Annotated in this window: 14 protein-coding genes and 1 pseudogene; 6 read left to right on the top strand and 9 right to left on the bottom strand. The window is 47.6% G+C overall.

Going from position 1 to position 21,973, the window contains the following annotated elements; all coding sequences use genetic code 11:
* Positions 1-102: 102 nt before the first annotated feature.
* The 3 genes from recG to H515_RS0101900 form a co-directional block, all read right to left on the bottom strand.
* Positions 103-2,199 (bottom strand): ATP-dependent DNA helicase RecG, encoded by a 2,097-nt coding sequence (recG, locus tag H515_RS0101910; protein ID WP_025875135.1) that lies wholly within the window; start codon positions 2,197-2,199, stop codon positions 103-105.
* A gap of 78 nt (positions 2,200-2,277) precedes the next feature.
* The gene (locus H515_RS0101905) at positions 2,278-2,949 is read right to left on the bottom strand and encodes a 2-C-methyl-D-erythritol 4-phosphate cytidylyltransferase (protein ID WP_025875137.1); all 672 of its coding nucleotides are present in this window, start codon (positions 2,947-2,949) and stop codon (positions 2,278-2,280) included.
* A gap of 15 nt (positions 2,950-2,964) precedes the next feature.
* On the bottom strand, positions 2,965-3,534 hold the full coding sequence (locus H515_RS0101900) for a DJ-1 family glyoxalase III (RefSeq protein ID WP_025875139.1): 570 nt from the start codon (positions 3,532-3,534) through the stop codon (positions 2,965-2,967).
* A 201-nt stretch (positions 3,535-3,735) separates the two neighbouring features.
* Between H515_RS0101900 and H515_RS0101895 the strand changes: the two genes are divergently transcribed.
* The 4 genes from H515_RS0101895 to H515_RS0101875 all read left to right on the top strand — a co-directional run bounded on the left by H515_RS0101895 (position 3,736) and on the right by H515_RS0101875 (position 8,595).
* On the top strand, positions 3,736-4,623 hold the full coding sequence (locus H515_RS0101895) for an NAD kinase (RefSeq protein ID WP_025875141.1): 888 nt from the start codon (positions 3,736-3,738) through the stop codon (positions 4,621-4,623).
* A 19-nt stretch (positions 4,624-4,642) separates the two neighbouring features.
* Complete coding sequence (locus tag H515_RS0101890) at positions 4,643-6,349, top strand: ABC transporter ATP-binding protein (RefSeq protein ID WP_025875143.1); 1,707 nt, start codon at positions 4,643-4,645, stop codon at positions 6,347-6,349.
* A 37-nt stretch (positions 6,350-6,386) separates the two neighbouring features.
* Positions 6,387-7,319 (top strand): peroxiredoxin family protein, encoded by a 933-nt coding sequence (locus H515_RS0101885; protein WP_028901507.1) that lies wholly within the window; start codon positions 6,387-6,389, stop codon positions 7,317-7,319.
* Positions 7,320-8,022: 703 nt separating this feature from the next.
* Entirely contained in the window at positions 8,023-8,595 is a 573-nt protein-coding gene (locus H515_RS0101875) for a hypothetical protein (RefSeq protein WP_025875149.1), read from the top strand.
* Positions 8,596-8,808: 213 nt separating this feature from the next.
* Here H515_RS0101875 and H515_RS0101870 read toward each other — a convergent pair whose 3' ends face one another.
* The 5 genes from H515_RS0101870 to H515_RS0101850 form a co-directional block, all read right to left on the bottom strand.
* Positions 8,809-10,824 carry an alpha-amylase family glycosyl hydrolase gene (locus tag H515_RS0101870; protein ID WP_025875150.1) on the bottom strand — a complete coding sequence of 672 codons (2,016 nt, stop codon included), beginning with the start codon at positions 10,822-10,824 and terminating at the stop codon, positions 8,809-8,811.
* 122 nt (positions 10,825-10,946) lie between these two features.
* Positions 10,947-11,999: an Outer membrane protein SusF domain-containing protein gene (locus H515_RS0101865; protein WP_025875151.1), complete on the bottom strand. Its 1,053-nt coding sequence runs from the start codon at positions 11,997-11,999 to the stop codon at positions 10,947-10,949.
* Positions 12,000-12,051: 52 nt separating this feature from the next.
* Positions 12,052-13,251: a SusE domain-containing protein gene (locus tag H515_RS0101860; protein ID WP_028901506.1), complete on the bottom strand. Its 1,200-nt coding sequence runs from the start codon at positions 13,249-13,251 to the stop codon at positions 12,052-12,054.
* A 72-nt stretch (positions 13,252-13,323) separates the two neighbouring features.
* Positions 13,324-14,940: a RagB/SusD family nutrient uptake outer membrane protein gene (locus H515_RS0101855; RefSeq protein WP_025875152.1), complete on the bottom strand. Its 1,617-nt coding sequence runs from the start codon at positions 14,938-14,940 to the stop codon at positions 13,324-13,326.
* 21 nt (positions 14,941-14,961) lie between these two features.
* Complete coding sequence (locus H515_RS0101850; RefSeq protein ID WP_081410106.1) at positions 14,962-18,069, bottom strand: SusC/RagA family TonB-linked outer membrane protein; 3,108 nt, start codon at positions 18,067-18,069, stop codon at positions 14,962-14,964.
* A 265-nt stretch (positions 18,070-18,334) separates the two neighbouring features.
* Between H515_RS0101850 and H515_RS0101845 the strand changes: the two genes are divergently transcribed.
* Together H515_RS0101845 and H515_RS0101840 are read left to right on the top strand one after the other, a co-directional pair.
* Positions 18,335-19,360, top strand: coding sequence for a LacI family DNA-binding transcriptional regulator (locus tag H515_RS0101845; protein WP_025875153.1), 1,026 nt, complete (start codon positions 18,335-18,337; stop codon positions 19,358-19,360).
* Between the two features lie 246 nt (positions 19,361-19,606).
* Positions 19,607-20,929: an SLC45 family MFS transporter gene (locus H515_RS0101840; protein ID WP_028901504.1), complete on the top strand. Its 1,323-nt coding sequence runs from the start codon at positions 19,607-19,609 to the stop codon at positions 20,927-20,929.
* 372 nt (positions 20,930-21,301) lie between these two features.
* Here the strand turns inward: H515_RS0101840 and H515_RS0101835 are convergent.
* Positions 21,302-21,973, bottom strand: a pseudogene (locus tag H515_RS0101835) (relaxase/mobilization nuclease domain-containing protein); the annotation flags it as partial.

Here is a 21,973-nt window from a genome sequence, read left to right as displayed (position 1 = left end):
TTAGGTGGTTTTTAACATAAAAACGAAAATAATTTGCTTCAAGAAAATAAACTTGTAATTCCTATACGACCGACGGTTACCGAACGTTTTTGTAATCTTTTCTTATGATATTGCTGCCCAGTCTATATTTGCTTTTCTTAACTCTTTTAGTCTATTCCAGAGCAGATTATATTCAATTTTCGTGCAAGTGGGGTCGTCATCGATGATTTTTTGTGCCTCATTGCGTGCCATTTGTACGATTTGACCGTCGCGCGCTATGTCGGCAATTTTTAAATCGAACGCAATCCCACTCTGTTGTGTGCCTTCAAGATCGCCTGGTCCACGCAGTTTCAGATCAGCCTCGGCAATCTCGAAACCATCGTTGGTCTCGCACATGATATCGATGCGCCGTCGTGTCTCGTTCGTGAGTTTGTGACTGGTGACCAGTATGCAGTAGCTTTGCTCCGCTCCACGACCCACTCTTCCGCGCAACTGGTGTAGTTGTGAGAGGCCGAACCGCTGGGCATCGAGGATAACCATCACACTGGCGTTGGGGACGTTGACACCTACTTCTATCACCGTGGTGGCAACGAGAATCTGTGTCTGGCCCTCAACAAACTGTCTCATCTCTGCCTCCTTCTCCTTGTCTTTCATTTTCCCATGGATTTTGCTCATGTGGAATTCGGGAAAGACTTCTTTCAGCCCTTCGTAGCCTGCCTCAAGGTTCTTCAGGTCCATCTTCTCGCTTTCCTTGATGAGTGGAAAGACGATGTAAACCTGTCTGCCCATGTTGATTTGCTGTCGAATGCCGTTGTAGAGGCTCGTTGTCTGGTTGTCGTATTTGTGGATTGTCTGGATGGCCTTGCGCCCTGGAGGTAGCTCGTCGATGACACTGACGTCGAGATCGCCATAGATGGTCATTGCCAAAGTCCGGGGAATGGGTGTCGCTGTCATGACAAGCACATGTGGTGGGTTGGCGCTCTTGCTCCACAGCTTGGCACGCTGCGCCACTCCGAAGCGGTGTTGCTCGTCGATGACGGCAAGTCCAAGATTGTTGAACTGTACTTTGTCCTCAATAATCGCATGCGTGCCCACAACGATATTGGTCGAGCCGTCGATAAGTCCGTCGAGAACCTCCTTGCGCTTCTTGCCCTTCACGATGCCCGTCAGCAACTCAATGTTGATGTTCATGCCTTTCAGGAAGTCCTTGAGGGTCTGTAAATGCTGCTCGGCAAGTATTTCCGTCGGCGCCATGAGACAGGCTTGGTAGCCGTTGTCTATGGCAATGAGCATCGACATTAAGGCAACGAGTGTCTTTCCTGACCCAACGTCGCCTTGTAGCAGACGGTTCATCTGTCGCCCGCTACCCATATCGGCCCGAATTTCCTTCATCACACGTTTCTGTGCACCTGTCAACTCGAAGGGTAGGTTGTGCGAGTAGAACCAATTAAACTGTGCTCCTACCGATTTGAAGTCGTATCCTCGAAATTTGCGTCTATGGTCGCTCGCATACCTTAATATATTGAGCTGCACATAGAAGAGTTCTTCGAACTTCAGGCGTACTTTCGCTCTCTGGGTGTCCTCGATTGATTTCGGATAGTGGATCTTTCTCATGGCTTCATCGCGCGAAATGAGATGCAGACGCTGTATGATGAAGTCGGGAAGGGTTTCCTTCAGGGGTGTCGTTATTTTGCCAATGAGGGTTTTCGTCAGCTTTTCGATGGTGCGCGAGGTCAACCCCGATTTCTTCATCTTCTCCGTAGTGGAGTAGAAAGGTTGCATCCCCATGTCGTTGAGTTGCAGTTCCGAGGCATCATCAATGTCGGGGTGGGTGAACTGAAAGCGTCCGCCGAAGACGCCCGGTTTGCCGAAAACTACGTATTCTTTGCCGATGATGTAATTTTTATAGACATATTGCGTTCCGTTGAACCATACGAGGTCGCAGATTCCATGCCCGTCGGTGAAATGGGCCACTACCCGTTTCTTGCGTCTGCCCATCTCGAACTCCTCGAAGCTGAGGATGTGTCCCTTGATCTGCACGAACGGCATGTCGGGCACCAGCTCTGGTATGAGGTAGATTTTGGTTCGGTCAACGTATTTGTAAGGATAATACTCAAGAAGGTCACGGTAGGTGCTGACTCCAAGCTCTTTGCTCAGAATCTCCTTGCGCTTCGGGCCAACACCCGTCAGGTACATGATGTCTTGTGAGAGTATATCCATTATTGATAGACTGCTGTTTGTTGTGGCGACTATCCTTCGCTGCGTGGGAAATCCATCCTTTGCGTCATGCTCCCTCTGTCATTCATTCAGCAAAGTTGCTGCAAACTTCAAATCGGTTGGTGTCGTTATCTTGATGTTCTCGCAGTTGCCTTCCACCATCGACACCTTGCAGCCAAATTGTTCCATCACGCTTGCATCGTCGGTAAACGAATCTTGGAACTCCTGTGCATAGGCCATCTTCAGCATCATGATGTTGAACACCTGTGGCGTCTGTACGCTGCGATAGTCGCTACGAAGCACGTTTTTGGAGTTTCCGTTCTTCTCGATCATGCGCAGTGTCTCGGTTATTGGCATCACTGGAATGGCCGCACATGTTTTGAGAGCCTCGTCGTAGCAGCGTGCGATGGTTTGTAGTGATACGAAAGGTCTGACTCCATCGTGTATTCCCACCAGCCCATCCTCGCTTTCGGGAATCATCGCCAGTCCGTTCCTTGACGATTCGAAGCGTGTGTTGCCACCGTTGGCAATCTGATGTTCAATGTTGAAGTCGTATTCTCCGCATAGTTCCTTCCAATAGGACTGTTGGCTTTCGGGCAGAACAACGATTACTTTCATCTCCTTGTCGTATGCCTTGAAACGCTCTATGGTACGCATCAGTATGGGCTTGCCACCGATGGGCAGAAATTGTTTAGGAGTCTCGCTGCCCATGCGCAGTCCTTTTCCGCCTGCGACAATAATAATATAGTTCATAGTTAGGGCGAAGTCTTAACGTAATGCAATCAATTCATTAATGAGCATGCCCGCTTTCACGTCCTCGGCTACTGCTTTCGAGGTCAGTTGCTCAAGAATGCAAAAGCCATACATGAATGACGCAGCCGGACCTTTGCCCGTTGTGATGTTGTCGTCCACCGTAACCAGCTCGGCTGTGTAGCTTGCGCCGTCTAAAAACTTTTCGAATCCTGGATAGCAGGTTGCCTTACGGCCCTTGACGATGCCCAGCGAACCCAGCACCATTGGGGCTGCGCAGATCGCTCCGATAAGTTTGTGCTGCTCGTTGTGTGTCAAAAACAGGTTGCGAAGCCCCTCATGGGCGTTTAGGTTCGCCGCTCCAGGCATGCCACCAGGAATCATCAGCATATCGGCATCGCCGAAACCAGTGGTGTTCTCGAAGATGAGGTCAGCCTTGACGGTGACACCATGTGCCGATTCGACAAATTCGCTGCCTGTAATACTCACGGTTTTAACATCAACACCTCCTCTGCGGAGGATGTCCAGTGGCGCCAGAGCCTCTATTTCCTCGAAGCCGTTGGCAAGGAATTCATATACTTTAGCCATAATATTTTGGTTTTATCTTCATGTTGTCAACAAAAATCTTTATTTTTGCATAGCAATATGTTGTCAAAAGCAGTTGGGATGTTTTGCCGATGTTGAAAACTCCATCTTCTCCAGCTCTTTTTTAACACATGCAAATATACAAAATATTCACGTGATAATGTGGATAGGAGCGATAAAAGATTTTAAAAAACATAATATTCTATGGCTGACAAGAAACTGAGTTTTGCTATCTTTGGAAATGATCGGAAGGCTTTGGAGTTGATGCAGGTGTGGGAGATGCTTGACTATTTGTCCAAGCGCAATGCCGATGTGTTCATAGAGGAAACCTTCTATCGGAACCTTTGTCGTGATTTGAACGGGGATTTACCAGTGGCGGGGGTGTTTGAGGGCAACAGTTTCGAAACCGACTATGCCATTTCCCTTGGTGGCGACGGCACGTTTCTCCGTGCTGCCAGCAAGGTAGGTGCGAAAAATATCCCTATTATCGGTGTCAATATGGGGCGGCTTGGCTTCCTTGCGAACGTATTGCCTGGCGAAGTTCTGGAGATGCTCGACGAGATCTATGTGGGAAACTTCGATATAGAAGAGCGGTCAGTCATCAAATTGTCAACCGACAGTGAGAAATTCCGTGACTATCCCTTTGCCCTGAACGACATTGCCATACTGAAGCGCGACACAGCTTCAATGATTTCCATCCGTGTGAGCGTGGGAGGCGAATATGTCGTGACCTATCTTGCCGACGGACTGATCATCAGCACTCCCACTGGCTCAACGGCCTATTCGCTTTCCAACGGCGGACCCATCATGGTTCCACGCAGTGGTATCCTCAGTCTGACACCTGTTGCGCCACACAGTCTGAATATTCGCCCCATCGTGATAGGCGATGACATGGAAATCAAGCTTGAGGTGGAGAGTCGCAGTCACAGCTTCCTCGCTGCCATAGATGGGCGTTCGGAGCGTGTTGATGAGGGGACGACGGTGACCATTGCCAAAGCACCTTTCCGAATACGGATTGTCAAGCGGCACAACCACCGTTATTTCTCGACGCTGCGTTCCAAACTGATGTGGGGAGCTGACAGTAGGGAATAATAATTCCATTCTTTCGACTATGCATTTCAATTCAAAGATAAGAGCACTTTTGAGAATTCCCGACACGAAATACAAGACGGGAGAAATCTACCGCTGGCTGTGGACTGCCTGGCGGGGCAACCGTTTGCAGGCGGTGCTCAATGCCTCCATCGGTCTTTTGAGTGTGGTGGTGTCGCTTGCGTCAGTGTGGGCGGTGCAGCATGCCATCGATGTGGCATCACACGAGGTGGAAGGCGATATCATCAGTGCGGTTTTGCTGATGGGGATGCTCATCCTTTGTAGTTTTGGGCTTAACATCGCATCGGTGTGGGTTTCCAATATCTTGGGCATCAAGGCTCAGAACCGAATGCAACAGCGACTCCTCGACCGCATTTTACGCTCCGAATGGCATGGAAAGGAAACCCACCATTCGGGCGACGTGCTCAACCGATTGGAGTTCGATGTCACGAACGTGGTGAACTTTCTCACCGAAATCATTCCCAGCTCCCTGTCAACGTTGGCCATGTTCCTCGGAGCATTCTGCTACTTATTGCTCATGGACTGGCGATTGGCGGTGCTCATCGTCATCATGATTCCCTTTTTCGTGCTCCTCAGCAAGATTTATATCAGACAGATGCGTAGTCTGACGAGTCAGGTGAGAAATTCCGACTCGAAGGTGCAGAGCGTTTTGCAGGAGACCATACAGAACCGAATGCTCATCAAGACACTGGAGGGCGACGGTGCGGCCGTAGATAGGCTCGAAGACACGCAGAGTGAGCTTCGCAACAAGGTGGTGAAGCGCACTAAATTCTCGGTCTTTTCCAATCTCGTGCTCAACCTTGGATTCTCTTTCGGCTATTTGGTAGCTTTCGCTTGGGCAGCTTTTCGCCTTTCTGCCGCTACGCTTACTTTTGGTGGAATGACGGCTTTCCTGCAATTGGTCAACCGCATTCAGAGTCCTGCACGGCAACTGACCCGCCTCGTGCCGTCATTCGTGTCAGTGTTTACAGCCGTCGAGCGATTGATGGAACTTGAGGAAAACCCCTTGGAAGAGCAGGGCGACTCCATCACGATGGAAGGAACGTGCGGCATCAGGTTCAGCAACGTCAGCTTCTGTTACGACAAGGCCGATGGAAACGTCATCAACAACTTCTCATTCGACTTCCATCCAGGATCCTGCACTGCAATCTTAGGCGAGACAGGCTCTGGGAAAACAACGCTGATTAGGATGATTCTGGCACTGCTCCGTCCACAGACGGGTAAGGTTGAAATCTACAACGATAAGGAAAGCCGCAACCTCAGTCCGCTCCTCCGGGCCAATTTCGTCTATGTGCCACAGGGAAACACCCTCATGAGTGGTACGATACGTGAGAATCTTTTGTTGGGAAAGATGAATGCAACGACAGCGGAGATGAAAGAGGTGCTGCGGAAAAGTTGTGCCGACTTCGTGTTCGACCTTCCCGAAGGGCTCGAAACACAATGCTCCGAACAGGGAGGAGGCCTGAGCGAGGGACAAGCGCAGCGCATATCAATAGCCCGCTCGTTGCTTAGGAACCGCTCCATCATGCTTTTCGATGAGGCTACATCGGCACTCGACCCCGAAACAGAACGCCAGTTGCTCAAGAACATTCTCGCCAACCATGGCAAGACGGTCATATTCGTCACCCATCGTCCGGCCCTTGTAGATTACTGCGACCAGACGCTTACGATTGAGAAGGTGACCCACAATTCCGAACCGACACTATAGCCACTGGCTGAATAAGTAATAACCAAATAAACAAGATATGAAACGAATACTTTTATCAGCACTTTTTATCTTCGCAGCCATCGCAATCATGAGGGCGCAAGATGCCGATGCACAGTATGCAAAGGAACTTCTGAAACCAGGCACAATGGCCCCCGACTTCACATTGCTCACTGCCGATGGCAAGGAAATCAAGTTGAACACCTACCGTGGCAATTACGTGGTTCTCCACTTTTGGGCTTCGTGGTGTCCTGATTGTAGAAAGGAAATCCCCGACGTCAAGAAATTGTGGAATGATTTTCGCGATTATAATGTCCGGTTTATCGGCATTTCATTCGACATCAACAAGGAATCGTGGGTTAAAACCTACTGGGATAAGTATCAGATGAATTGGACGCAGGTGAGCGAACTCAAGAAATGGAAGAAGGAGACCAACATCGACCGTCTCTACAAAGTTGACTGGATTCCGACCCTGTATCTCATCGACCCCAATGGGCGAGTGATGCTGGGCACAGTGCAGATAGAAAAGCTGCATGCGGTCTTAGAAGGATTGAAAAATAAGCTAAATACCTCAAACCCAGACGTGGCTCCGCAATACGTTGGTGGTGATTCCGCCATGCAAGCCTATTTTATGGAGAACGAGCTTTATACGATGAAGACGCGCAAGTGGCGAGTGGAAGCCAATGTGTTGGTATCGCTGAACATAGAGATTGATGGCAGTACTTCCGGCGCAAGAGCTTTGGAGGTGAACGGACTGAAAGCCAACAACCCGAAATTCGAGAAACTCACACCCGAAGAACAACAGGCAATCTTAATCGATGCGGAAACATTCTTCAAATCCGAAGCCGTGCGTTTGGTGCAGCGAATGCCCAATTGGAAACCGGCGGAGAAGAACGGGCGCCTCGTAATGGGGAAAATCACTCTTACCGTTCCTTTCGATCCTTATCAGAAAGCTGGTAAAAAGAAAGACTGATAGCTTTCTCCTCCCTATACTCATAGGGAGGTCCTCTTTACCGTCTGTTCAATTTTTTTGATAGGTTATGTTTGTTCCAATCCCGACATTTTCACAATGCGTCGCCACATGATATACAAGGACATAACATTCAATGCCTTTTATCCCGAAAGGAAAACTTCGCAGGGTAGATTTCTTTCCTTCAGTTATTGCTTTTGAGACATCAACACATTGAAACGGTCGGCAGTTTTTTTCATGTGAAAACTATCAGTTTGCGAAAGCTGAGCTTTTCCTCTTCAAACGCTCAGCTTTTACGCTGCAATACCTTAGCTTTTGCGGGATGGTTTGTAAACAGCTGATTTACGATAGATTACCTTATTGTAATTTTCCTCTCATCATTGCTGTGTTTTTTACCCCATTAGCCTGCCGGCGGAACGGACAAGTTGGCTTCCGAGTACTGCAACGGTAATAACCAACAAATGATTCTTGGCAGCCTCCCGGTTTTTAGTTTTCGTGATAATAATATTCATATAATTTAACAGAAGATTTCTGTTAGTAAGATTTTTTTTTTTACATTTGCAGCATATTACTATTAAATTCATTTTGAACCATTAAAGTATGACGAAGTTAAAAACAGATTTCTTATTTTTACTTTGTGTGCTTATGTTCTATTTATGCCGGGATACTGATATTAAACTAAAAAAATAACATAAAAGCAATTGATATGAAACTACGAAAAAGACTTTTGGCGATATTCTTGCTCTTCGGTTGTGTGTCAGCCATACAAGGGCAGAGTAAATTTCATTTTGATTTAGATTACCACTATTATTTGGGCTTATCTGAAAAATTTATGAATCGAACGTTCCATCGCGACACTTACAAAATGGGCGGAAACTCTTTGCGTTTCACTGCTCGTTACGACCTTTCTCCTCTTTGGTCTGCAGGAGTGGGCTTGGGCTTGGATTGTTATACGAATCCTTCGCACAATTCCATGCCGATTTTTGCCACAGTGAGATGTAAAGCCATAAAGACTGTTCCGGAGCTTTACGCTTTCTCAGATTTGGGCTATGCCGTAAAGGTGGGGGATTATAATAAAGGCTTCACCGGTAGTCTGGGTATTGGTTATACTTATAACTTCGCAAAGCATTTAGGAGTGAACTTTCAAATTGCATACAACTTGAAATGCTTTGACGACGTATCTACCTACAGGATTGAAACATTTTCGAGAACAGCGACTTTTAGCGAGGAAGCTGCCACGCGTCACTCGCTGTCGTTTGGTGTTGGTTTAACGTTCTGATTGTCGCTCATCTGTCGTCTTTGGCGGAGGTGATGAGCATTGGACGAAGAAAAAAGGTCATCTTTCGTATTGTGGAAGATGACCTTTTAGACTTTTAGTGCTTACCTTTCGCAAGTATTTTTCGCAAAAAAAATCTTTTGAGTGTTCAGCTTTCTGTTTTGAAGAGTTGCATTCCTTTTTTTAGTAATCTCTGTTTCGATTCGGAATGTGCCGTTATTTTATTATTATTTTTTTGCCTTTATGGATGTAAATTCCCGGTTGTACCGGCTTCTTGAGTCGTTGCCCGGATAAAGTGTAATAATAGGAACTTTCGTTTTTGTTTCCAGTTTTCTCGCACTTGATGCCCCGGATGGCTGTCGTGGTGTTTACCTTGTATTTCCAATCGTCTTTCTGCGATGAAATGTCGATGAAGGTGTCTTGTCGGATGTTCATCACATCCACTGTCTGCGATTTGTTCATCCCCATGTTGAACACGAAGTTGATGGCATCTGACGAAGAGTTGATGCGGAATTGCTTTACGAAATATCTTTTTCCACCTATCTCCGTGGTAGTTGTTACCGCGTTGCCGGGCCACGGACTGCTTGTCGCACTTCCCCAGTAATAATAGTTGATGGAAGGAGTCGGGCTTGAGGTCTTAGCTTCAGCCCATGTGTCGTCCGCATTATCTGCGTTTACATATACACTGATGTCGTAAGGTTGGAAATCAACGATGTCGTAGTGGCGAGTGCTAATGCCGGTAACAGTCCCATTGATGAGCAAACCGACTTTCAGCGTGGTGGCTTTTCCTTCCGGAATGGTTATCTTCGATTCGTTTTCAGCCATGGAGCTGCTTGCTTTGGGGTCGCTTCCGTCTATAGTATAAACAATCTTCGCATTCGGATTTCCCGTAACAGCTGTCAGCGTGACGCTTTGTACGCCATCGTAACTTCCACTTGGCAGATCCGCCCAAGCGAAACTCGACGTGTTCTTGTCGGCATAATATGCCCAATTCTCTCCACCGGTGATTTTTATCCATTTCGATTGTGTGGCGAAAGTAGCCGCCGGCCCCACGACAGTCAACAGGTTGCCCATGTCGCCCTTTGTTACCATGGCATAGAAATCGTTGCCACTGACGAGTTTGGTTGACGTACTTCGGTTGCTGATGCCTAATAGTTTGCGCACGGTTATCATGTTCTTGATGTCCTTCTTGCAGCTTTGCCAATGCTTCAGGAAAACGCAAGGTGTTCCCGGCATGGCCATGATGTAAGCGTTGGCTGCCGAAATGTTGTTTCTTATCGGGTCTTGCGTGTTGCCGCCTCCTCGATCCTCCGTGTCGTGGTTCTCTACGAAGGTTACCGCATAGCGAGCATAATCGGGGAGTTTTGCCAATCCTTGTCCGTCCAATGCAGCCCAATTGCCGTTGTTCACCGCATCGCGGATGGCATATCGCAGTGGGAAATCGAAAGCGGCACTGGTGATGACGCCCCCTGTCCGGGTGCTTTCTATCCAGTTTTTCACTTTCGCAAGGTTACTGTCGAAATATTCACCTACTGAAAATTGTGGTTGTGTGGCAGTGTTATAAAGCCCGGTGAAACTACCGGCGTAGCCTTTTACCATGTCGTAGCGAAAACCTGAGTAACCAAATTTATTGATCAGCATATTGAGGTATGCCTTTACCGTCTTTTGTACGTTAGGGCTGTGATGGTCGAGGTCGCGCATGCCATCCCATCCCTCTCCGGTATCGTTGTTTTGGCTGAGCGAGACGCCCTGCTTCGTGGCTTCGGCTTGAGTTTTTCCTTTGTCATCGTCTTTCACGATGTCGGTTGCTCGCATGGTATAGGTTGCTCCTTCGTAGGTCTCCGTAGGGAAATCGAACCAGTTGCTCACGTTCCCACGATGATTGATGACGATGTCGGCAATCGTACCTATCCCATTTTTCTTCCATGTGTCGATGAGGCTAAGCAGTTCCTTTTCCGTTCCGAACGAACTGGTGTAGTCGCTGAACCAATAGAGAGGGTCGTAGCCCATTGAAGGATTATGGCTTGGTTTGGCACTTTGAGGAATCCATACAAGGTCGAAGAAGTCCACGATATCATTTGTCTGTGCTTCCAAGTTGGTCCATTTTGTATCGTCGAAGGAATCCCAATAAAATCCTTGCAGCATTACACCTTTATAGTTGTCTTGCCACCCTTGCGCGAGTGAGGAAAGAGCAATGCAGCATAATGTAAGCAGCGTAAATATTTTTTTCATGATGTTTCTATTCTATGTTTGTCTGATGTTTGGTATTTATTTGTCTGGCATATTGCGAAAAAAAGGAGAGGATGCACTGAGCATTCTCTCCTCATTGTGGTTATGAAAGCAATGTCAGTCTGTTAGTTCTTCTTGAAGACTACTTTATGGTTGCCTTCGTAAGAAATATAGAGTTTGACAGTATAGTTGCCCGCCTCTTCGATCTTGAGGTTCTTTCCATTGAATTCCGTCAGGTTGTTGAAGTTGAAAGCGTCGTCGTTGGCACCACCCCAAGAGATAGCCCAGTCGTCGTTGGCGCGGAATTTCAATTCGCCTGCAACCAGATTGCCCGTCCATGTCCAAGCCTTCTCTGCTTTGTCGTAAGTCATGTTCACGTCAGAGTCCCAACCATTGGGTGTTGCACTTCCGATGATGCCGATCATGATAGGGCTGTAGCTGTAGGTACCGTCGGCGAGACTTGCCTCGACACGATAGAATCCAGCTGCTACGGCAGGGATGTTCTTCTCACCCTCCTCAACCAGTGAGCCTTCTGTGCTTCCCATTCCCCAGTCAGGAGCGTCCCATGTAGTCTCATGGCTGCGGAACTTGAACTCACCGTCGAGGTAGCAGTAACCCAAGTACTTGCCATCCATTTCTGGGCTGCGCATCTTGTTAACACCTGCGTCGCCCCAGCCGTTGTTGTTGCCTACCTGATAAATGAATTCAGGGAACTTGGGTGCTATGAGCTGGGCCTTGATGGTGACGTCAACCGTGTTGGTGAACGCTTCTCCCCTTGTGAGAACAGTGGTGTTCTTGATAGTTGCTGGTATGTTGCGGAGGTCGCCCCCCTTGCCATAAAGTTTCTCAACGGCTTTCTGCAACTCACTTGTGCTGACATATCCGTTTGCGTTGGGATAGAGCACGTAGCTTGCTGTCTTGTCCGCATTATAGAGAGTGATGGTCATGGTCTGGGAAGCAATGGCATCCTCAGAGTTGACCGTGGGTGTGAACAACTTCACAGAGTCTGTAGTGACATTTGCAAAGTTGATGGTCGAAGTTTCGGCTGTTGCGGTGAAGCTCACAGTCTTGCCAGCCTCTTGTTCGTGAGAGATAGGGTTGGCCCAATCGGTGTAATCCTCACTGCCTCCACAACTTGCGAGAAGGACGAGACCTAATAAATATACTAACTTTTTCATGTTGAATCTTATTAAGTGTGCGGAGCCGAAGCTCCGCATAAAACTTTATTTATTACTGTTCAATGAAGAAGAACTGTTTGGTGTAATCGTTGAAGAACACTTTGAAAGTTCCCTTCTTGTAAGGAATGTTAGCTGATCCAGATGCGATTCCGAATGGGAATTCCGCGATACCCCAGCTTTCGTCCCAGCTACCCTTGGCAAACTTGGTACCGCCGTCGGCAGGTGCGTTGGCATCGAAGGTAATTGTGGTGAACCAGTCGTGGTTTTCGGGTGATGCCGATACTGGTGTCATTGGGTTTCCATTAGCTGCATCCCAACCGTTCGGTGTGCCAGGCATCGTAATCATTGCATAGGTTGCCGACGGTGTAGAGGCAGTGGGCTTGATGACGCATTTCAGAGCCTTCGTGTCGAGCGTGATGGTGTAATAGCCTGCTGCAGGAACAGTGATGTTGCCTGGGTCAGAGCCACCGTTGCGGAGAGATGTTCCAAGAGGTGTTCCGTCGGTACACCATACGTAGTGATCCCAGTCGCCTGGAGTCTTGACAATCTTGAAGTTGGCATCAGCAGGGAAATAGCCTGTGTATTCGAACTTGCCGTCTCCGGTTGCCTTGTCGTAGGTTTCGCCAGCCTTTGTGTAAAGTGGCATCATCGAAACGCCAATAGCTGCCTCGGCATTGGTCCATTTGCCGTCCCCAATGCAACTGCCGATGAGGTACCATGTGGCAGGAACAGCATCCTTGAGCTCAACATAGTAAGGCACTACGCTGAGCTTGACAGCGTTGGAATAAACCTTCTCCGCTCCCTTGGTGCTAGCAACGCAACGTACCCACACATCGTCTGTGGCAGGAACTTTGCCTTCCTCGTAGGCGTTTAGTTGCTGAAGAGCCTTGGCCATGTCCTTGGTGAACAACGGACCGTCGCAAGTTTTGTATGATTCGAGCAGCGTCACGTGGTCGGCTACACCGAGCTGTGTTGCTGGGTCAGCGTTGACATCAAGCTCCTTGGTGAACTTTCCATTGTTGGAAACCTGTAGCTGGTACTCTGTTCCTGCTGGGAACCCGTAGGCAGGTTGCGACCATGTGAAAGCGATTGATTTGGCATTCTGGAGATCTACGCCTGCAGAATAAGCCGGTTGGTTGAGTGTGAATGTCTCTGGCTGCTGAAGAACAGGATTGTCGTCTCTGTCATCGGAGCAGGCTGTGAACATGCCTACACAGCAAACCAACATGATTAGACTAAATATCTTTTTCATTTCTATTCAGTATTTTGTTTTTATTGCAAGGAACTGTCGGGATTCAACCGACTATCCCTTGTTTGTTTACTCTTAGTAACCAGGGTTCTGCTTGAGGTTAGTGTTGGCACTCAAGTCCTTGTCTGGTATGGCGTAGATGTTACGTGTTGCTGCGAAGTTGCGGCCGCTCTTTGCACCGCCTTTCCAAGTCCAGTTGTAATTGTTGTTTCCACCAAACTTGTTAAAGCGGATAAGGGTGTTGCGGCGCATTCCCTCAAAGTAGAACTCGCGGCTCCACTCGTCGCAGATCTCATCTAGCGTGTAAGCTGTCTTGAGGTTAGGGTTGTTGGCGCGCTCACGAAGAGCATTGATGGCTTTGGCAGCGTTACCCGTTGCTGTTCCACCGTTGAGGTGTGCCTGTGCTTCAGCATACATGAGGTAAGCCTCGGCAGCACGCATCAAAGGATAGTCCATGTCAGGGAACTGCGCATCGTGAGTCCTTGTGCCGTCAGAATGGAAGTTCAGGAACTTCGCAACACCATAACCATCAGTGAAGGTTGACTGTGTGGCATTGTCAAGCGAACGGTCAGCACCCCAGAAGATGGCGCGGTCGTCAGATGCCTTGGCAGTCATTTCGTAAGATGGAACCTGTGGCGCATTGCCCGCTGGGAAGAACTTGGCAATGAGGTCAGGACGGGCGCGGTTTCCTGCCCAGTTTCCTGTCGTGCCGTTTGTTGCATCTGGGTTCTCCTTGTCAGCATGCATCTTGCCGTCGAAGGTAGATGCAATGACATAGAGCGAGCCACCATAGCTCGTCGTGGTCAAACCGTCGGCCTTGATTGGGAAAATGATTTCCTTCGCTGCGCTTGACTCGCCATTGTCGCCCATGAAGAGTTTCTGGTAAGCACTCCATCTTCCAGTGGGAGTGGTGTTGAGCTGGAAGTCAGAGTCCATGACTTTCTTGGCATAGTCTGCCGCTTTCTGCCATTGCGCAGTACCTGTATAAACCTCGGCATTGAGATAAAGCCGTGCTAACAGCATCCAGTCGGCAGCCTTATTGGCACGACCATAACCAGGTTGATCTGAGGTGAGAGCTTTTGCTTCCAATAAGTCTGGCTCTATCTCCAAAAGTTCTTTCTCCAAGAAGTCATAAACTTCCTTTCGTGTAGCCTGTCTGGGTTTTTCCACTGTTGTCAGACTGAAAGGAATGTTTCCGAAGGCATCCATCAGATAGAAATAATGGAGAGCGCGGATAAAGCGAATCTCTGCCGTCATAGTCTTGTCGTAATCGCTGGCTTTCTGGAGATAATCGTTGCAATAAGTGATACCCGTTGTCAGGCGATAATAGTACATTGCAGTCATCGGATGAGAAGCTCCGAATGTATTATAGACGAACTCTGCGATGCCAGCGTCTCCCCAACTACAAATGGCCTCATCAGTGGAAAGCTCGTTGGCGTTCCACATTTGGCGGATAAATCCCGCTGTTCCACCATCGTAACCATCGAGGTCGGAGTCTCCGTTGGCACCGCCATTGCCTGGAAGAGCCAAGTTTGCGTAACACTTGTTATACTCGCCTACGGCTTTGTACTCCGTACTGATGTTGGGATCCTTAGGATTCTCAGCATTGTCGAGGTCACCGACACATGACGAGAGGCTCATCGCTAATGCGAGTGTTGCCATTGGAATCATATTTTTTATAAATATTTTCATTGTTACTTCAATTAAAATGTGTTAGAAATTGAGGTTCAAACCTAAGATAACTGAGAATGGACGTGGGTAAAGGTTGTTGTCGATGCCATTTTTTGTCTCAGGGTCGATTCCATTGTATTTGGTGAATGTAAATACGTTAGCTGCTGTAGCGTAGATACGTCCGCCAATTCCCTTCCATGAATCAGACTTGAAAAGGTCGGTAAAGCTGTAACCCAATGTGATGTTGTCAACCTTCAAGAAGCTGGCATTGTGGACATAGAGGTCTGATTGCTGTGCAGTATTCTCGTTTGTCTGCCAGTTCTTTTCTAATGACATGATTGGGCGGTTGGCGAGATAAGCATTCTGAGCATAGATAGAGCCTGGGCTCATGTTGGCAGATGTCGATTCAATGTTGTTGAATACGTAGTTGCCTATGCTTGCTCTGAGTGTGAAACCGAAGTCGAAGTTCTTGTAATCCATGCGAGAAGTCAAGCCCATTGTAACAGGAGGAGCTGCTGTCTTGTAGATATAGCGGTCGGCAGAGTTGATCTGGCCATCGCCATTGCGGTCAACCACCTGATTTTCGATTGGCTTTCCATTCTTGTCGTAAACTTGTTGGTAAACGTAGAAAGAGTTGGCTGCGTATCCAACTTGGTGCGCCAAGACTTTGTTGAAAATTCCTCCAGCATCGTCGCCTGTCTGAACGGGCATTCCACCAGTTGTAACACCGCTCAAATCGGTAATCTTGTTGTAGTTGTAAGTGAAGTTATAGCCGATAGTCCAGTAGAAGTCCTTTGCCTGAACAGCTTTCCAGTCGAGCTGAACTTCAACACCGGTGTTGTTCATCGAGCCGATGTTCTGCCATGCTTGGTTCTTGAACAAGCCCATAGCTGCGTATGGTGCGTAATTCAATAAGTCAGTAGTCTTGCGGAAGTACCAATCCACTGTTCCTGAGAGGCGCTGATTCCACAATCCGAAGTCGAGACCTACGTTGTAAGTCGTGGTTGTTTCCCACTTCAAGTCTGGAGTGCGGTTAGCCGGACGATAGAGAATACCGTCTTCAGCTGTAATCTTACCGTCGCCGTTCATATCGATGAGTGGATAGTAGCCGTTGGTACCAGTGCTCTTTTCGTAGGTAGCAACCCATCCATAGTCTGCAACGTCTCCTTCCTGCTGACCAGTCATACCCCAGCCAAGACGGAGCTTCAAGTCAGAAAGCCACTTGATATCTCTGAACTTGTTTTCATCCTTGATTTTCCATGCGAAGGCGAATGAAGGGAAGATTGCCCAGTGATTCTTGAAGCGTGAAGAACCGTCGTCACGTACAGTAGCTGTTATCATGTAGCGATCCATCAGCGTGTAGTTTGCACGGCCGAAGAAAGACACCAGATAGTGGTCGGTTGCAAAGTAATAAGGAGTGTGTGGACAAGCTGTTCCAGCCAATGACGCATCATTGTTGGTTGAAGCATAATAGCCTACGTAGTCGTTGTTCTTGTTCTGATAGAAACTTTGGTATTCATAGCCGGCCATGATATCAAAGTGGTGCTTTTCGTTGAAGTCTTTGAAATACTGAGCGTAAGCACTCAATGACAGGTTGCGCTTGAAAATCTCTTCAGAACCGTATGATCCGTAGTAGATAGAGCCTGGATAAGCTGGAAGTTTGTTAGTCGTTTGCTTACCCTTTGCTATGTCGGCACCCAATGTGAGGTGGAGGCGTAGGTCCTCGAAACCATGAACTTTGTAGTCGAAGTCAGCACTTCCGATGAACTGGCGGCTGTTCGCATGGTCGTCCATGAGATTCAATAGTGAGAGAGGATTGGCTGTGGCTTCATTGAATTTGGTGTATTTCCACGTCTTGTCGTTCAGTGCAGAACCGTCGGTTGGCCACTGGAAGTAACCACCGAAGTTGCTCAGAGTCTGATCGATTCCTGGCATAGCCGTGTGGAAAGGCGATGTGAATGCGTTGATTGCCTGTGTCGGATCCATCCAAACAGCAGCGCCAATCGCACCACCATCAGCGAATTGAGATTTGGCATACATGCCCTTTGCGTTCAAGTTCATGTTCAGATGATCGTTGAAGAACGAAGGACTCAAGTTCACAGCAGCTGTGTAGCGTTTGAAATCAGATGTCTTTAAGATACCCTGCTGGTCTGTGTAGCCAACTGAAACTCGGTAAGGCAGGCTGTTGGCCTCGCCCAGTTGTGTTGAGCCAGAGACAGTAACGTTATGGTCGTGGCTCCATGCCGTGCGATAAATCTCATCTTGCCAGTTGGTATTGGCTGTACCCAACATTCTGTATTGGTCGCTGTTTTCGCCGAAGATGTTTTTGATAAAGTCACGATACTGATTGCCATCCATCACGTCGATTGTCTTTTTCTTCATGCTCATGGTAACACTTCCTGCATAAGAAATGTTGAGACCACGGCGACCTTTCTTTGTCGTAATGATGATGACACCATTCGAACCGCGTGAACCATAGATGGCTGTTGCCGATGCGTCCTTCAAGACGTTGAAGCTTTCAATGTCCTGAGGGTTGATTGTTGAGAGGATGTTGGAAACGCCCTTTACACCATTGTTGTCAATGGCCAGACCATCGATCACGATAAGAGGGTCGTTTGATGCGTTCAGAGATGCGCCGCCGCGAATGCGGATTTGTGCACCACCACCTGGAGTACCGTCATTTGAAATGACGCTCACACCTGCTGCCTTTCCGGCCAGCATGTCCTGTGGGTTCACAATCACACCCTTGTTCTTTCCGTCTGGTTTCATAGCGAGTACGGAACCAGTGAGATCGCTCTTCTTGACGGCTCCATAACCGATTACTACCACTTCGTTCAGCTGCTGTGCAGCGTCTTCCTGAAGGGTTACTACCATACCGTCAACGGCCGTTACCTGCTGCTTCTGATATCCGATGTAGGAAATAGTCAGTGTGGCACCTGGCTGTACGTTGAGAACGAAATTACCGTCAAGGTCGGTCACTGTGCCATCAGTGGTTCCATTGATTAGAATGGAGGCACCGATCACAGGTTCGCCGGTAGCATCTTTAACATGGCCATTGACAGTTGACTGTGCAAAGGCGCTGATTGACAGAATGAGCCCAAGTAGAAGGGTCAGCATTCTGACGGGAATTTTGCTTTTTACCTGCTTCATCATTTTGTTAGTAAAGTTATAAATTGATTAAATTAATACTTTTGTCTATACGTTAGGTTAATTGCCTGTTTAGGGCTTACTGTTGGCAAAGTTAGCCTTCTTCTACATGTTTTGCACTTTTTTTTCTTTAAAAATGCTATTTAACTTGTGCAATCGTTTGCATTGACAAATGTATAATAAATAATTGATATAGGTCAACATTATTGTAAAAATGTGTATTTTTGCCCTATCACAATGAAAGTTCTGACTAAAACAGACCGAATCTATGAAAGAAGGTGGAAATTTGACAATGAAAGATATTGCACAGGCACTGGGTGTTTCTGTTGCAACAGTCTCTCGTGCATTGAAAGACAGTCCCCGTATCTCCGCCGAAAAGCGAGAGAAGATTAAAACTTATGCCCGTGAGCACAATTTCTATCCAAACGTTCTTGCGGAGACTTTGCGCAAAAGCAAGGTGCAACCGCTGAAAATTATAGGGGTTATCGTGCCTCAATTTGCTCATTTTTATTTCTCGTCAGTGCTTGCAGGCATAGAGGAGGAGGCATCAGCACGCGGCTATCGCATCATGGTGGCGCAGAGCAATGAGAAATACGAGCGCGAGGTGAAGATATGCAAATCGTTCTATGAGAACAAAGTGTGTGGTGTAATCGTATCACAGGCAAAAGACACGATGAAATACGACCACTTCAAATACTTAATGAGTCAGGGTGTTCCCTTGGTTTTCTACGACCGTATCAGTACGGGGGTGAATGCCAGCCGTGTGGTGGTGGACGACTATATGGGGGCTTATTCGGCGGTGACACACTTGATTGACACAGGTTGCAAACGTATTGCTTATTACGGAGTGTCGCTCAATCTTGAAATTGGAAAGAACCGTTACAATGGTTACAAGGATGCTTTGTTGCGACACGGCTTGCAACCAGATGAACAGTTGATGAGAATTTGCGACAACCGTACCGATGCAGAGGTCGTCACCCCCGACATGCTTAATATGCCGAATCCGCCCGATGCCTTTTTTGCCGTGAACGACGACACGGCAATCGGTATTCTTTACTCATGCAAGCGGCATGGCTTGCGTGTGCCCGACGACGTCTCTATCTGTGGATTCACCAACGGCGAGCGTGCTATCGCTTGCGACCCCATGTTGACTACTGTCGAACAGCGTGGCATACGGGTAGGGGAGGAAGCTGTGACCATTCTCATTGATAAGGTGGAAGGCGTGTTGCCTATGGAGTCTGTGGAGAAGAGGGTGGTTCGCACAAGATTGATTGTGAGAGGTACGACAAAGTAATTTTTAATTCATGAATGTCGAACAATGACAAAGTGAATATCCTCTGATTTGGAAACGTGGAAAGAAAATTTACTTACATTGTGCACAATGACTTAAAATATAGTATGGATGCACTACTGATGATAAATTATGCATCATGAATTATAAGGGTTAAGGTAAAGGTAAAATTTGATAAAAATCAGTATATAACAGCCCACACACTCACTTTTAAAGCAGATTGTGATGAGCGACTATGAATTGTGAACTATGAATAATGAATTAAAATTGCGCTCGGACAAAACATTCTGGCAGCTTTGGAATCTCAGTTTCGGATTCTTTGGTGTGCAAATCGCCTACGCTTTGCAAAGTGCCAACATTTCTCGAATCTTCGCTACTTTGGGAGCTGATCCGCACAATCTGAACTACTTTTGGATTTTGCCTCCTTTAATGGGTATCGTTGTTCAACCCATCGTGGGAACTCTTTCTGATAAGACATGGACACGCTTCGGCCGTCGCATTCCCTACCTGTTCGTAGGAGCAGCGGTTGCGGTTCTGGTCATGTGCCTCTTGCCTAATGCCGGTTCGTTGGGCATGACGGTTTCGACGGCGATGGTTTTTGGGCTGATTGCATTGATGTTCCTCGACACGAGTATCAACATGGCCATGCAGCCGTTCAAGATGCTTGTAGGCGACGAAGTGAACGAGAATCAGAAAGCCCTTGCTTACTCTATCCAGAGTTTCCTTTGCAATGCCGGTTCGCTGGTGGGTTATGTTTTCCCGTTCTTTTTCACGGCCATCGGCATTGCCAACACAGCTCCGTCGGGTGTTATTCCCGATTCGGTGATATATTCATTCTATATCGGTGCTGCCATCCTCATTCTTTGTGTGATCTATACCACTGCCAAGGTGAAGGAGATGCCTCCCAAGGAATATGCTGAGTATCACAATTTGAAAGAAGCCGACAACGAGTCGAAGGCGAATTGGATTGACTTGCTGAAGAATGCTCCGTCAACTTTTTGGAAGGTTGGCCTCGTTCAGTTCTTCTCGTGGTTTGCCTTCATGTATATGTGGACTTACACCAACGGAACTGTTGCAGCCAACTGCTGGAATACTACCGAAGTGGCCAGCGAGGGTTATCAGGCTGCCGGCAACTGGGTGGGAGTGTTGTTCGCTGTTCAGGCTGTCGGATCGGTGCTTTGGGCGATGGTGTTGCCGCAGTTCAAAAATCGCAAGTTGGCCTACAGTTTTTCGCTTGCCATCGGTGGTGTCGGCTTTGTCATGACGGCTTTCGTCCACGACCAGTATGTCATGTTCGTGCCGTTTATCCTCATTGGTTGCGCTTGGGCGGCTATATTGGCCATGCCTTTCACTTTCGTCACCAACGCGCTGGAGGGCTACGGACACATGGGAGCTTACCTTGGATTGTTCAATGGTACGATTTGCATACCCCAAATTATTGCAGCCTCCATCGGTGGAGTCATCTTCAGCATGGTGGGAGCTGTTCAGAGTAACATGATGATAGTTGCCGGTGTGGCCCTCGGCTTAGGAGCGCTCTCCGTCTCCATCATCAAAGATACCAGTAGTGAGTAAGTTTGACAACCTTTATTTTCAATTATCAGCAGCGAGTTCCCATTTATTTTTATAGGTGGGGCTCGTTCTTTCTGCGGTTTTTCGCACCGTGAAGTGGCTATGTTTGTCAAATAATTTCACAGCCGTTTCTTAAAAGCTGGTCTCTCGCATGGCAAGATAATTCTTAAAATACAACTCATTGAAAATAAAGAAGTTACCATGTTGGCGAAACTAAATAGGTAACGATTTGGAAACGAGCGAGCTACTTGGCTTCGCTGTTTTTTGCCTAACAAAGAACGCTTGTTATTCTGTTTGCAAAGATAATACTTTGTTACCGAATAACAAGCATTTTTAATGAGATATTCTTCTTTCTGCATTTTGTTCAGGCGTGAGTTATAATCCCCTTCCACGTTTCTTCTTTCTGTTAGCTTGGTATCTGAGTTTGCGCTGCCATGCAGCTTCGGCATAGTCATTGCCTTGCGTAGTAGGTGTAATCAAATCGCCCAACCCTTCCACCACATTATCGACTGCACTAACGATGGTGTCTGCCACTGCACCAATGGGATTCTGCACTTGTGAGGTGTCATTGTCTCGTGAGATAGAGGAACGGCTTGGAGGTAAGAGCTGATAGCCTGCATCAGGTTGTTCTTTCCTTTCTGTCGGCTCTTGTACTGTTAGATGTGGTTTCCTTGATTCTTCCTTGTTGGTTGCTTCAAAGTTCTTCTGCAAGGAATGGTAGCCGAACTCCCTGCCGATTTCGGAAGCCTTGAAGGATTGCCCTGCGTATGAGAACTTCAAGCCATATACCTTGCCCTGCTTGTTCTTCATACGCTCTATGGTAATGCCGTTTTTGTTCAATTCATAAAGGAACATGGAATGCCCCGTGACGCCTGTTCCTTTGTACTTGTCAAGCAGGGCATAACAGATTTGCTGCACCTCTTTCTTGGTTTGCTCTCTCGTTGGACTTGCTTTTGTCTTTTGATATTTCTTTTCTGCCTTGACCTCCTTTGCAATGGTCAAGCCTTTCTCTCTGCTTATTTCTTCCGCCACTTTTGCTGCCCTATT

The organism is Prevotella corporis DSM 18810 = JCM 8529, from assembly GCF_000430525.1.
Lineage (GTDB): Bacteria > Bacteroidota > Bacteroidia > Bacteroidales > Bacteroidaceae > Prevotella > Prevotella corporis.
This window is presented reverse-complemented; position numbering and strand designations above follow the sequence as displayed.